Genomic DNA, 12914 nt, shown 5'->3' with positions numbered 1-12914 from the left:
CACCTTAACAAAGTTCAGGCAGTCTGGGTCTCTCAGGTCCTGAACTTAGTTAAGGAACGGGAGAGTGCGATGCGGAAACGAGCATTGGTCGTCGGGCTGGGGATCGCGGGCATGTCGGCGGCGATCGGGCTGCGGGCGGCCGGGTGGACGCCGGTGGTCGTCGAACGGGCGCCGGAACGGCGGCAGGGCGGGTACTTCGTCGGCCTCCTGCCCGACGGCAGGCAGGCGGCGATCGATCTGGGCATCGCCGACGACCTGCACACCCGCAACCCCGCCGACGGCGGAAGGGCCTGGGAGCTGGACCGGCGCGGGAACCGCGCGCCGGGGCTGGGGTTCCTGCATCAGCCCGGGCAGCCCGCGGCGGTGGTCCGCGGCGATATCGAGGCCGCGCTCTGGCAGGGCCTCGGCCGGGCGGGCACCGGCGCGCGGATCGACGTGCGGTTCGCCACCAGACCCGTCGAGCTCAGCGACGCGGGCGACATCGTCCGGGTGCTGCTCCGGGACGGCGGGACCGGGGAGGAGTACCGCGAGGAGTTCGACCTCGTCGTCGGTGCGGACGGGTTGCGGTCCGACGTGCGCCGCCTGGCCTTCGGTCCGCACGCGCGGTACATCCAGGACTGGGACGCCATGATCTGTGCCTTCCAGCTTCCGGGCCAGGTCCCGGGCTACGACGACCAGGACAGCATCATCAGCGCCCGCGCGGGGCGTGCGGCCTGGGTGTTCGGCTTCGCCGACCGGGCGCCCACGGCCCTGCTGACCTACCGCACGGCGGACATCTCCGGGCAGTTCACGGGGGACCGGATCGAGCGGCTGCGTTCGGTCTACTCCGGTATGGACGATCCGGTCGTGCGGTACGTCCTGGACGAGCTCGAACGAGCGCCCGAGTTCCTGTTCGACTCGGTCCACCAGGTCAGGATGCCGCGGTGGAGCACGGGCCGGGTGGTGCTGGTGGGCGACGCGGCCTGGTGCCTGAACCTCTACTCGGGCATGGGCGCCACGAGCGCGCTCCGGGGTGGCGCGGAGCTGGGCAAGGCGCTGCGGAGCACGCCGGACGACGTCCGCGCCGCGCTGGCCGCCTGGGAGGCGGCGCTGCGTCCGTCGATCCTGAGGCATCAGCGCATCGCGCACCTCAAACAGCAGATGTTCGTCCCATCGGGCCGGGGGACCGAGGCGGTGCGGTCGTTCGTCCTGCGGCTCGGTGGTGCTGCCCGCAGGCGGCAGCTGGCCAGGGAGCTCAGTGCCTCGCCGGCCGGGAGCGGCCGCGCGTCGTAGCCCTGCGGGGGAGCGTCACGCGGGGCCTGTGTCGCGATCTGTACCCACTAAGTGGCTTTCATGCGTCGGGTGTCGTAGGCCCAGATCGCGATCTCGACGCGGTTGCGGGCGCCGAGCTTGGTCAGCAACGACGCGACGTGGGTCTTGACGGTGCTCAGGCCGACGAAGAGCTCGGTGGCGATCTCTGCGTTGGTCCGGCCCCGTGCGACCAGCGCGAGCACCTCTTCCTCGCGGCCGGTGAGCGGGTCGGTGGGCTGGACCGGTGCTACCGGTGCCTGGTCGGCGAGAGTCGCCAGCAGCCGGCGGGTGACGTTGGGGGCGATCAGCGCGTCCCCGTTCGCCGCCGCGTGGACGGCCTGCACGAGGAGCTCCGGCCCGGCGTCCTTGAGCAGGAAGCCTCGGGCGCCGGCGCGCAGGGCGCCGAGGACGTACTCGTCGAGGTCGAAGGTGGTGATCACGACGACCGCCAGCGGGTCCGCCACCTCTGGCCCGGCCAGGCGCCGCGTCACCTCGACGCCGTCGAGACCGGGCATCCGGATGTCGACGAGGACGACGTCGGGACGCAGCCGGGTAGCCAGGTCGAGCGCTGCGAGCCCGTCCGCTGCTTCCCCGACGACCTCGAGGTCGGGCTGCGCGCCGAGGATCATCACCAGCCCGGCCCGGACCAGGTCCTGGTCGTCGGCCACGACCACACGGATGCTCATGGCAGTGCCGCCAGCGGCAGCAGGGCCTCGACGACCCAGCCGCCCGCGGGCCCTGGCCCCGCGGAGAGCGATCCGCCGAGGAGATGGGCGCGTTCGGCCATGCCCAGCAGGCCGAACCCGCGTTCCGGGGCCGGTCCCGGCTCGGTCTGTCCGTCGTCGCTGACCCGGAGCCTGACGGCGTCGCCCTCCTTGCGTACGTCGATCCCGACGCGGCTCGCCCCCCGGGCGTGCCGGAGGGCGTTGGTCAGCGACTCCTGCGCGAGCCGGTAGAGCGCGGTGTTCACGGGTCCTGCCAGCCGGGCCAACGAGCCGTCCAGCGAGACCTCGACGGTGGGCGTCGCGTCGGCGCGCGCCAGAGCCGGCAGGTCCGCGACGCCCGGCTGCGGTGAGTAGGCGACGGCTTCCTCCTCGCGCAGCACCCGCACCATGGATCTCATCTCCGCGAGGGTGCGCGACGCCTCGGACTCGATAGCGGCCAGGACCTCGGCAGCCTTCTCGGGATGGGTGCCGGCGACCACGCCACCGGCCTGCGCCTGCACCGCGATGGCCGAGACGTGGTGGGCCACGGTGTCGTGCAGCTCGCGTGCCAGTGCCGCCCGCTCCTGGTTGCGGATCTCGTGCTGTCTGCGGTGCCAGAGGTCCGCGCGGTAGCGGAACACCGCCGCGAGAGCGACGAGCGACAGCAGGAGGACGCTCCCGCCGAAGATGTCGGTCCAGCCCCCGGAGGAGGCGTACATCCCCAGCACGACGACGCCTGCCACGAACGCCGTCCCCAGGACCATCTCCCGTCCCGAGCCCCACCGCACCAAGGAGTAGAGCAGGATCAGGACAGCCATCATGGAGTAGGGGCCGAGATCACCGGCGTGCGTGGTCAGCTGAACAACCGAGAGCAGACCGGCGACGCCCCATCCGGCCAGGGTGGCGACCAGGGGTCGGCCCCGCCGCCAGAGCAGGGCAGGTATCAGCGCCAGGGCGAGCACCGTCACCAGGGGCCGCCAGGCCAGGTCCGGCCGAACGATGCTCTCGATCAGCACGGCGGCTGCGAACACGCCCACGAGCAGACAGTCGAGACGACCGATGGGCGGGGCGTCAGCGGGCCGCGGCTCGTGCCAGATGGCGCGCCGGACGATGTTCACAGCTCCAGCCTAGAGATCGGCGCGCTCCGGCGTACCCGCCGAAAGGACGAGAGAGAGACCATCACATCGGCCGGGGGAGCTCCGGCCTCCGTGCCGATGCGCCCGCCGCCCCGGCTCGGCGATCGTGGACGCACCGATCCTCACCACGACAACGGAGCCCACGATGAGAACACGCCAACCCACCACCACGCTGGACGACCAGCCGGTCCCGGTCAGAGTCAAGCTCGCCGCAGCGTGGACAAGCTTCATGTTCCTGTACGCCTACGTGGACATTCTCGGCTTCTTCACACCCGGCATCGTCGAGGACATCCTCGACGGCAAGGTCTTCGAGTTCGACCTCTCCCAGACCTTCTCGACCACGGCACTGACCCTCATGGCCGTCCCGATCTTCATGGTCGTGCTGTCAGCGACGCTGCCCGCCCGGGCGAACCGCATCGCCAACCTCGTCGTGGCCTCGCTCTACGTCCCCGTCACGGTCTTCAACGTGGCGGGCGGGTTCTGGCTGTACTTCTACGGTCTCGGCGTCGTACTGGAGCTGATCGTTCTCGCCCTCATCGTGCGGTACGCCTGGACCTGGCCGCGCACCGTATCGACGGCGAGCATGGCGGCCGGCCCGGATCGTGAGCTTGGTCGGCCCGATGCCCGTCGGGTCAGCGCTCACCCCGGCCGAGGGTGACCGACCCTGACTGCGCACCGGCGGGCAGCGTGAGCTCGCCGGTGTCGTCGCCGACCGTGACCCGGAAGTCGCCGGCGAAGGCGTCCACCCGGATCCGGCCGTGCTCGTCGGTCCGCGCCGTCGTGGGCGGGAGCCACCACGCATCCTTGATCAGGCCGTGCAGGGCGTCGTACGCGGGTTTGGGCGTGCCGTCGGCGCGCACCAGCCCGCACGGCGCGCCCAGCCACGCGCCCTCGTCGGTGAGACCCCAGTAGTTCACGGCCTGGACGGCGGGGTGCGCCACGAGCTGGCCGTAGTGGCGCACGATCTCGTCGGCCTGCCGGGCCTCGCCCTCCGGCGTGGAGGGCCACGAGTCCACCACGTAGTCGTTCAGGTCGGTGACGTCGGCCGGCATGAGGTCGCCCGACAGCAGCGTGTTCTCCGTGAGGTGGAGTGGTAGCCCGAAGCGGCTGAAGCGGTCGAGCACGTCAGCGAAGTACTCCTCGCCGCGGTAGCCCTGGTGCATGTGCGACTGGAGCCCCAGCGCGTCGATCCGCACCCCGGCGTCGAGCACCTCCTCGACGAGCCGCTCGTAGTCGGCCGACAGGTTGAAGTCGTTGAGCAGGAGCGTGACGGACGGGTCGGCCTGGCGGGCGGCGTCGACGGCGAGCCGAACCATGCCGACCCGGCCGAGGCGCTGCGCCAGACGGGTCACCGCGTTCTCCTCGCGGTCGAACACGGGCATGATCACGGTCTCGTTGATGGCGTCCCACGTGGGCACGGCGTCGCCGAGCCCGGAGACCTCACGGCCGATCCGCAGGCGGATCTCGCGCTCGACGTCCTCGTCGGCGAGCTCCAGGAGCCACGTGGGCGCCATCGTGTGCCAGAGCAGGGGATGGCCCTTGACGGCGACGCCGCGCTCGGCGAACCAGACGGCGGTGCGCCGCAGCCGGTCGGTGTCCGGCGCGCCGCGCTCGGGCTCGAACCCGCGCCAGTAGAACGGCAGCGTCACCTGGTTGAACAGGTCGAACCACAGCGGCGCGAGCGTGCGGGCGGTCTTGACAGTGGCACCACCGAACGGGGAGTAGAGCGGCGTCGTGCCCAGACCGTTGGCCAGGCCGACGAAGTCGAAGCCGATGTTGCCGAACAAGAACGCGTGACGGGTCTGCTCGACCCGCACCTCGCGGCCGGCCAGCGGCTGTCCCGTGGCGTCCGAGACCGTGACGGTGGCGCGGGTGTGCCGGTGCGCGAAGCGGGGATCGGCGGAGATCTCGACCGTCTGGGCCATGGAAACTTTCCTTGAGTGTTTCAGTGCCGAATGCGTCAGTGCCGCGGGGCGGCCGTGGAGTGGCGTTCGACGAGCGACGTGGCGAGCTCGGTGCGCGGAGCGGGCCGCAGCTCGTTGCGGGACATCTCGATCACGATCCGGGCCGCCTCGCGGCCCATCTCGAGCAGCGGCTGGCGCACCGTCGTCAGGTGGGGAGTGACCCACTGGCACAGCTCGACGTCGTCGAACCCGACGACGGAGAGGTCCCCCGGGACGGTGAGCCCGAGCTCCTCGGCGGCGAGGTAGACGCCGTACGCCTGCTCGTCCGAGCCGGAGACGACGGCGGTGGGGCGGTCCGGGCGGTCCAGCAGGTCCCGCCCGTGCGTGCGGCCGCCGGTGACCAGCGAGTCGCCGTGGCGGATCAGCGAGTCGTCGACGGGCAGCCCGTGCCGCTGGAGCGCGCTGCGGTAGCCGTCGAGGCGGTCGCGGTGCGACTCCTCGTCCATGGGCCCGGTGATCACGGCGATGCGCGTGTGGCCCAGCGCGATGAGGTGCTCCGTGGCGTCCCGCCCGCCGGCCCAGTTCGTGGCGGCCACCGTGGGCAGCGCCGGGGCGGCGGCCCCGACCGGGTCGACCAGCACGACGGGCATGCGCAGGCGGGAGAGCTCGGCCTCGACCGAGTCGTGCACGTGCGCCGCCACGAGCACCACGCCCTCGGAGCCGCGCTCGGCGAGGTGGTTCACCCACGCCGCGGTGCCGAACGAGTCGCCGCTGCTGGTCGTGAGCACCAGGTCGAGGCCGAGCCGGGCGGCCTCGGTCTGCGCGCCGCGCAGCAGGGTCGTGGCCCACTGGGTGTCGAGGGTCTCGATCACGAAGTCGACCAGGCCGCTGCCGGCGCCCGGGTGCGGGCGGCGCTGCTCGTAGCCGCGCTCGGCGAGCACCTGCTCGACCTGGCGGCGCGTGGCCGCGGACACCCCCGGGCGGCCGTTGAGCACCTTGGAGACGGTGGGGGTCGAGACCCCGGCCGCCTCGGCGACCTCGGCGATGGTGACCCCGCCGCGTCGCTCCCTGCGTCCCGCGCCGGCCTCGGGCCTCGTGGCCGTCCCTGTCATCTCGCGCCCCTCCTCGTCGCCGAACCGTGCTGACGACGGGTGTTGACGTCGTCGTGACCGCACCCTATCGTACCGGGAAGCGAAAGCGTTAAAGAAACTTTCGCACCTCGGAGGTGCCGCATCGGTCCCGAGGACGAGGAAAGGACGCAGAGATGCAGACGTCGAAGAAGACGTTGTCGGCCCGCCGAGTCGGGGCCGTCGCGGCGGTGGCCACGGCGAGCCTGCTCCTGGCGGCGTGCACGCCGGGCAGCCAGGGCGGCGCGACGACCGGGGATGCGACCGCGGGCAGCATCACCTGGTGGGGCTGGACCCCGGACGCGATCAACGCCGAGAAGCTCATCGCGGCGTTCAACGAGGAGTACCCCGACATCGAGGTCGAGTTCGTCTCCAAGCCGATCGACAGCTACGACTCGGTGCTCTCGCCGGCCATCACGTCGTCGGACGGGCCGGACGTGTTCAACGTGGCGCCGGGCTCGGCGAACGGCGGCGTCGACACCTTCGGGCCGGGCGCGATCGACCTCACTCCCGCCGTCGAGGAGGCGCTCGGGCCGGACTGGTCCAGCAAGGTCTCCGAGCTGGGCATCAGCGGCCTCACCGTCGACGACAAGCTGGTCGGGCTCTCCGCCGGCGCCGTCTACTCCGGGAACCTCTGGATCAACCAGGGCATCTTCGAGAAGTACGACCTCGAGCCCCCGACCGACCTCGCCTCCTGGAAGGAGGTGTGCGACACGCTCGAGGCGGCGGGCGAGGGCTGCTTCGTCCAGGGTGCCGGCCAGTGGGCGTTCGACATGGACACGTTCGAGGCCATCGTCGAGAACATCGAGCCCGGGCTCTACCAGAAGGCGACCGTGGGGGAGGCGTCGTTCACCGAGGGCGACTCGGGCCAGAAGTTCACGCAGGCGATGGAGACCTGGAAGTCGCTGTTCGACGAGGGGATCATGCAGGAGGGCGCCGTCGGCCTGCAGCAGTACCCCGACGCGAACAACGAGTTCATGCAGGGCAAGTACGCCATGATCATGATGGGCTCCTGGTACACGCAGTACGCCGTGAAGGACTCGATGGTCACGGCCATGGAGGCAGCGGGCGTGTCGGACCCCGAGCCGATCACCCTCGTCCCCGTCGACTTCCCCGACCTCGCGGGCACCGGCAACGTCGGCAACATGTTCGGGGACGCGGACTACGGCCTCGCCGTCTCCGGCCGCTCGGACAACCAGGCGGCGGCCACCACGTTCGTCACCTGGCTCGCGACGTCGCAGGCCGGCCAGCAGTCGGTCGCGGACACGCTGAACAACATCCCCGCGCTGGCGGGCATCACGCCCGACTGGGACCAGATCGACCTGGTGGACCCGGAGGCGCAGGCCGACGTCCTGTCGGCGTACACCGAGACGGCCGCGGCCTCGACGCAGCCGCGCTTCGCCACCGTCAGCGCCGAGCTCAACACCGCGTTCCGTGACGCCCTGGTCGGCGTCGCCGGCGGGGACACGTCGATCCCGGACGCCCTGCAGACCCTCCAGGGCGTTGCCGCCGCGGAGTGACGGACCGGGGTGGGCCGGCCGACCCCTTGCGGCCGGTCCACCCCCTCATCAGGCACGAGTCATCCAAGACCCGAAGGACAAGCAATGAGCATCAGCGCAACGCTGCCTGACGCCGCGACACCCACCGGAGGTGCGCCCGTGGTGGCGCGACGCCGCCGGGGGCTGAGACCGACGGCGAACGGCCTGCCGTGGATCCTGCCCGCGATCGTCGTCGTGGTCGGCCTGATCTACTTCTCGATCGGCTACACCGGTTACGTCTCCGCCCTGGACTGGAACGGCTTCATCCTCACCGAGCCCACGTTCCTGGGCCTGGCGAACTTCGCCGAGATGTTCGGCGACCCGGTCTTCTGGAAGGCGCTGACGCACACCGCCGTCTTCTACGTCGTCACCTTCACCGTGCAGACGGCGCTCGGCTTCACGTTCGCGGCGCTCATGCACTCCCAGGTCTACCTGCGCGGGGTGTACAAGGTCGTCGTCTTCGTACCGACCGTGCTCGCCCCTGCCACCATGGCGCCCGTCTTCCGCCAGATCTTCGACGCGGACGGCCAGCTCAACACCCTCCTGCGGGCCGTCGGGCTCGACGGCCTCACGCAGACCTGGCTGGCCGGCGGGACGACCGCGATGGGCGTGGTCATGCTCGCCACGATCTGGCAGTGGACCGGCCTGACCTTCATCCTCTTCTACGCCGCCATGAGCCAGATCGACACCGAGATCCTCGAAGCGGCCCGTATGGACGGCGCCGGGAACCTGCGCACCCTGTGGTCGGTCGTGTGGCCCATGTGCAAGGGCACCACGGTGGCCCTCGCGACCCTCGGTCTGATCGGCGCGCTCAAGACGTTCGACTGGCCGTACCTCATCACCAAGGGCGGCCCCAACTACGCGACCGAGTTCCTGGGCACGTACATCTACCACACGATGCTGTCCGAGAAGCGGTTCGGTTACGCCGCCGCGATCTCCGTCGCCCTCCTGGTGCTCGCACTCGCCTGCGGCGTCTTCATGTCGCTGCGCAACCGCCACGAGGGAAAGGCCTGACCATGCTCGTGACACGTTCGCTCGGCTCGAAGATCGTCATCCAGCTCGTCGTGACGCTGATGGCGCTCCCGTTCCTGCTGCCGCTGGTGGCGATGGTCCAGGGGTCGCTCGGCGGCCGGGGGCTCGGCAACTACGTCAAGGTCTGGGAGACCGGCGTCCTGCCCACCTACCTGCTCAACTCCGTGCTGATCTCGGTCTTCGCGATCCTGATCGTGTACGCCTGCACCATGCTCGCGGCGTTCGGGTTCTCCAAGCTGCGCATCGCGGGCAAGGAGATCTGGTTCTGGGCGCTGCTCCTGGCGCTGACCATGCCCGAGGCCGTGCTGCTCACCCCGCTGTTCGTCACCGCCTCGACCTTCGACATGTACAACCAGCTCGTCGCGGTCATCCTGCCCGTCGCCGCGTTGCAGATCCCGTTCACGACGCTGCTGGCCCGCAACTTCTACGACGGCATCCCGTCGGAGATCATGGACGCCGCCCGTGTCGACGGCGCCAACATCTGGCAGGTCTTCTGGCGGGTGGTCCTGCCGCTCACCCGGCCCATCGCCGCCGCGATCGTGGTGCTCACGCTCATCGCGGCGTGGAACGCGTACCTGCTGCCGATGCTCATGCTCAACGACCCCGGCCGGCAGGTCCTGACGCTGCTCCCGTCGTACTTCGTCAGCCAGTACACGAACGACCAGACCGGGGTGCTCGCCGCGGCCGTCATCGCCGCCGTCCCCATGCTCGTCGCCTACCTCGCGCTGCAGAAGTACTTCGAGCGCGGGCTCGCGGCGGGTGCGCTGAAGTGAACACCAAGGAGAGCCCCGTGGGCATGCTCGAAGGGCGGCTCGCCGTCGTCACTGCGGGGACGGCGGGCATCGGCCTGGCGGTCGCGACCCGCTTCGTCGCCGAGGGCGCGACCGTCGTCGTCACGTCGCGTTCGGCCGCCTCGGTCGAGGCCGCGGTGACCCGGCTCGGGCCGCGGGCCGTCGGCGTGGTCGGCGACGCGGGCAGCGTCGAGGACCTCGCCCGGCTGGCGGACGCCGTCGCCCGGCTGGGCCGCAAGATCGACGTGCTGCACGTCAACGCGGGCCGCGACGTCGAGCCCACGCCGGTGAGCTCGCTGACGCCCGAGAAGTTCGACGCCGTCGCGGGGCTGACGTTCCGCGGCACGGTCCTGACGGTGCAGGCGCTGGCCGCGCACCTGGCGGACGGCGCATCGATCGTGCTCACGTCGTCGATCGCGGGCACCAACGGCGGTCCCGGCCACGCCGTCTACAACGCGAGCAAGGCCGCGGTGCGCTCCCTGGCGCGCACCCTCACGGCCGAGCTCGGCCACCGGGGGATCCGCGCGAACGCGGTGAGCCCCGGCCCCACCCGTACGGCCGGGTTCGACGCGTTCACCGGCGGCTCGGCCGACGTCGAGGCGGCCGTCGTCGCGCAGATCCCGCTGCGCCGGGTCGGGCTCCCCGAGGAGGTCGCCGCCGCGGTCTGCTTCCTGGCGAGCGACGAGTCCAGCTACGTCGCGGGGATCGAGCTCACCGTCGACGGCGGCATGAGCCAGGTCTGACCCGTCCGACCCGAAAGAAAGTACTGACGTATGACCGAGAGGACAGCACCCATGAGCAACCCCGCACGTTTCGCCGTCATCGGCACGGGGTGGCGCGCGCAGTTCCACCTGCGTGTCGCCGCCGCCGACCCCGCCCGGCTCGAGGCGGTCGCCGTCATGGCACGTGACCAGGCCAAGGCCGACGCGATCCAGGCCCGGTACGGCGTGCCCGGCGTCACCTCGCTGGACGACCTCCTCGCCCACGAGCCGGAGTTCGTGATCGCCGACGTCTCCTGGCCCGCCATGCCCGGCATCCTCAAGGAGCTGACCGCCCGCGGCGTGCGCGTGCTCGCCGAGACCCCGCCCGCGCCGGACCTGGCCGGCCTGCGCGACCTGTGGACCACCATCAAGGACGAGTCCCTGGTCCAGGTGGCCGAGCAGTACGTGCTCATGCCCGGCCACGCGGCCCGCCTGGCGGTCATCGCCGACGGCGTCATCGGCACGCCGCAGGCCGTTGAGATCGCCTCGACGCACCTGTACCACGCGACGTCGCTCATCCGCGCGTTCCTCGATGTCGGCACCGACCGCGCGGTCGTGTCCGGGCGCACCTTCGACACCCGGATGGCGCTGCCGCTCGGGTTCGACGGGTGGAACACCGACCCGCAGCCCGAGGTGCAGACGTCCACCTACGCGACGCTCGACTTCGGCGACGGCCGGGTCGGCGTCTACGACTTCATGAACATGCAGTGGTGGAACCCGCTGCTGGCGCGCCGCGTGGTGGTGCGCGGCACGCTCGGCGAGCTGGTCGACGACACCGTGACCTCGTGGGACGGCCACGACCCGGTCACCTCCCGCATCGAGTACCGCCGCACGGGCGTCGACATGAACCTCGAGGGCAACGAGGTCGTCCACGCCTCCTTCAACGGCAAGGTCGTGTGGCGCAACGCCTGGGTAGGCACCCGCCTCTCGGAGGACGACCTGGCGGTGGCCGACAACCTCGTCGCCGTCGGCGCCTGGGCGCGCGGGGAGGCCGAGGGGCCCTACTCGCTCGCCGCGGCCTGCCAGGACCACGCCCTCGGCCTGGCGATCGAGGAGTCGGCGCGCACCCACCAGGACGTCGTCGTCGCGGACGAGCCGTGGGCATGAGCGCCCCCGTGCCCGTCGGCGGGCTGATCCAGGTGGCGCTCGCGGTCGAGGACATCGAGGCCTCGCTCGACCGGTGGTGCGCCCTGTTCGACGTCGAGCGGCCCGAGGTCGTCACACTGGAGCCCAACCCCGACGAGACGTACCGCGGGCAGCCCGCCGGCTACCGGCTGCGGCTCGCCGTCATCACGGTCCCCGGCAGCCAGGTCGTCATCGAGCTCAACGAGCCCGACGCCAACCCGTCGACGTTTCGCGAGTTCCTGACGGAGCACGGCGAGGGAGTCCACCACCTCGGGTTCGCGGTCGGCGACGCCCGCGACGCCGTCGTCGAGGGCCTCGAGATGGCAGGCTTCGCCAAACGCGTCGAGGCGTACTACCCGGGCGGCTCCTGGACCGTCCTGGACACCGAGGCCGCACTGGGGGTCAACCTCAACATCAAACCGCACGCCTGATGGTCGGCGGCACCCCGTTCGTCGACACCCACGTGCACCTGTGGGACCGGCGCGACCACGACCTCGGGTACGGGTGGCTGGACGGCGACGACTTCCCCTTCGGGGACCTCGTCGCCGTCCGCACCGCCCGCTTCTCCGTGCCCGAGCTGCGCGCGGAGGGGCGGCTCGCGGGCCTGACCAAGGTGGTGCACATGAACGCGGCCCTCGGTGCCCGCGACCCGGTCACCGAGACGGCCTGGCTCCAGCGGCTCGCCGACGAGACCGGCTGGCCCGACGCCGCCGTCGTCAGGTGCGACCTCGCCGCAGCCGACGCCGCCGAGCAGCTCGCCCGGCACCGCGCCCACCGTGTGTTCCGGGGTGTGCGCGAGATGGGGCCGGCCGCCCGGTTCGCCGATCCCGCGTTCCGCCGCGGGTACGCCGAGCTCGGCCGGGTCGGCGGGCTGTTCTTCCACACCGTCGGCCCGGAGAACACCGCGGCGGCGCTCGACCTGGTGCGGTCCCACCCCGGGACGGGCTTCGTGCTCGACCAGGCCGGCATGCCGCCGGACCGCACCCCGGAGACGTTCGAGGTGTGGCGGACCATGCTGCGGGCGCTCGCGGCGGAGCCGAACACGTTCTGCAAGGTGTCGTCGCTCGGCATGACCGAACCGGGCTGGACCCCGGTGTCCCGCCGCCCGTGGGTGCTGGCGCCGATCGAGGCGTTCGGCGCCGACCGGGTCTTCCTCGGGTCGAACTGGCCCGTCGAGCGGCTGTACTCCAGCTACACCGACGTGATCGAGGCGTTCCGGTACGCGACGGCGGACCTGACCGCCGGTGAGCGGCAGGCGGTCATGGCGGGCACGGCGGAGCGGGTCTTCGAGATCTAGCGTGTCCCGCGTGCGCTCGTGCCGCCGAGCGGACCGGCGGCACGAGACGCGGGGCTCCGCGGCGATGGTCAGGCCGACAGCGGCGGGTTCGAGTCGTCGTAGATGCGGGCGGCGCTCAGCAGCCCCGACTCGCCCCGGACGTACACCGCGACGCCAGCCTCGGGCGGCAGGTCCGTCACGCCCCGGGCCGCGAGGCGAAGGTCCGCCGA

General features: G+C 71.5%; 13 protein-coding genes. 9 read left to right on the top strand and 4 right to left on the bottom strand.

Features of this window, described 5'->3' with window-relative positions:
* Positions 1-69 precede the first annotated feature (69 nt).
* Positions 70-1272, top strand: a complete 1203-nt coding sequence (locus ACFO6V_RS04805) for an FAD-dependent monooxygenase (RefSeq protein ID WP_377132788.1) — start codon at positions 70-72, stop codon at positions 1270-1272.
* 47 nt (positions 1273-1319) lie between these two features.
* On the opposite strand, the gene ACFO6V_RS04800 is transcribed toward ACFO6V_RS04805, so the two are convergent.
* Positions 1320-1976 (bottom strand): response regulator, encoded by a 657-nt coding sequence (locus ACFO6V_RS04800; protein WP_377132786.1) that lies wholly within the window; start codon positions 1974-1976, stop codon positions 1320-1322.
* On the bottom strand, positions 1973-3112 hold the full coding sequence (locus tag ACFO6V_RS04795; protein ID WP_377132784.1) for a sensor histidine kinase: 1140 nt from the start codon (positions 3110-3112) through the stop codon (positions 1973-1975). The genes ACFO6V_RS04800 and ACFO6V_RS04795 overlap by 4 nt, the downstream gene beginning before the upstream one ends.
* Before the next feature lie 163 nt (positions 3113-3275).
* Here ACFO6V_RS04795 and ACFO6V_RS04790 point away from each other — a divergent pair, with 163 nt between their 5' ends.
* On the top strand, positions 3276-3788 hold the full coding sequence (locus ACFO6V_RS04790) for a DUF6326 family protein (RefSeq protein WP_377132782.1): 513 nt from the start codon (positions 3276-3278) through the stop codon (positions 3786-3788).
* Here ACFO6V_RS04790 and ACFO6V_RS04785 read toward each other — a convergent pair.
* A complete protein-coding gene (locus ACFO6V_RS04785) occupies positions 3763-5055 on the bottom strand; it encodes an endo-1,4-beta-xylanase (protein WP_377132780.1) in 1293 nt (430 codons plus the stop codon). The two genes, ACFO6V_RS04790 and ACFO6V_RS04785, sit on opposite strands and share 26 nt — an antisense overlap.
* Positions 5056-5090: 35 nt before the next feature.
* Positions 5091-6146 (bottom strand): LacI family DNA-binding transcriptional regulator, encoded by a 1056-nt coding sequence (locus ACFO6V_RS04780; RefSeq protein WP_377132778.1) that lies wholly within the window; start codon positions 6144-6146, stop codon positions 5091-5093.
* Between the two features lie 152 nt (positions 6147-6298).
* Between ACFO6V_RS04780 and ACFO6V_RS04775 the strand changes: the two genes are divergently transcribed.
* The 7 genes from ACFO6V_RS04775 to ACFO6V_RS04745 all read left to right on the top strand — a co-directional run bounded on the left by ACFO6V_RS04775 (position 6299) and on the right by ACFO6V_RS04745 (position 12705).
* Positions 6299-7681, top strand: a complete 1383-nt coding sequence (locus ACFO6V_RS04775) for an ABC transporter substrate-binding protein (RefSeq protein ID WP_377132776.1) — start codon at positions 6299-6301, stop codon at positions 7679-7681.
* 84 nt (positions 7682-7765) lie between these two features.
* Complete coding sequence (locus tag ACFO6V_RS04770; RefSeq protein WP_377132774.1) at positions 7766-8713, top strand: carbohydrate ABC transporter permease; 948 nt, start codon at positions 7766-7768, stop codon at positions 8711-8713.
* 2 nt (positions 8714-8715) lie between these two features.
* Positions 8716-9504, top strand: coding sequence for a carbohydrate ABC transporter permease (locus ACFO6V_RS04765; protein ID WP_377132772.1), 789 nt, complete (start codon positions 8716-8718; stop codon positions 9502-9504).
* A 23-nt stretch (positions 9505-9527) separates the two neighbouring features.
* On the top strand, positions 9528-10265 hold the full coding sequence (locus ACFO6V_RS04760) for an SDR family oxidoreductase (protein WP_377132971.1): 738 nt from the start codon (positions 9528-9530) through the stop codon (positions 10263-10265).
* Between the two features lie 51 nt (positions 10266-10316).
* Positions 10317-11390, top strand: a complete 1074-nt coding sequence (locus tag ACFO6V_RS04755) for a Gfo/Idh/MocA family protein (RefSeq protein WP_377132770.1) — start codon at positions 10317-10319, stop codon at positions 11388-11390.
* On the top strand, positions 11387-11839 hold the full coding sequence (locus tag ACFO6V_RS04750) for a VOC family protein (RefSeq protein WP_377132768.1): 453 nt from the start codon (positions 11387-11389) through the stop codon (positions 11837-11839). The genes ACFO6V_RS04755 and ACFO6V_RS04750 overlap by 4 nt, the downstream gene beginning before the upstream one ends.
* A complete protein-coding gene (locus ACFO6V_RS04745) occupies positions 11839-12705 on the top strand; it encodes an amidohydrolase family protein (protein WP_377132766.1) in 867 nt (288 codons plus the stop codon). The genes ACFO6V_RS04750 and ACFO6V_RS04745 overlap by 1 nt, the downstream gene beginning before the upstream one ends.
* Positions 12706-12914: the final 209 nt, after the last annotated feature.

Origin of the sequence: Promicromonospora alba (genome assembly GCF_042654905.1) — a bacterium.
GTDB classification, from domain to species: domain Bacteria; phylum Actinomycetota; class Actinomycetes; order Actinomycetales; family Cellulomonadaceae; genus Promicromonospora; species Promicromonospora alba.
The sequence above is the reverse complement of the archived record's forward strand: the minus strand, read 5'-3'. Positions and strand labels throughout refer to the sequence as shown.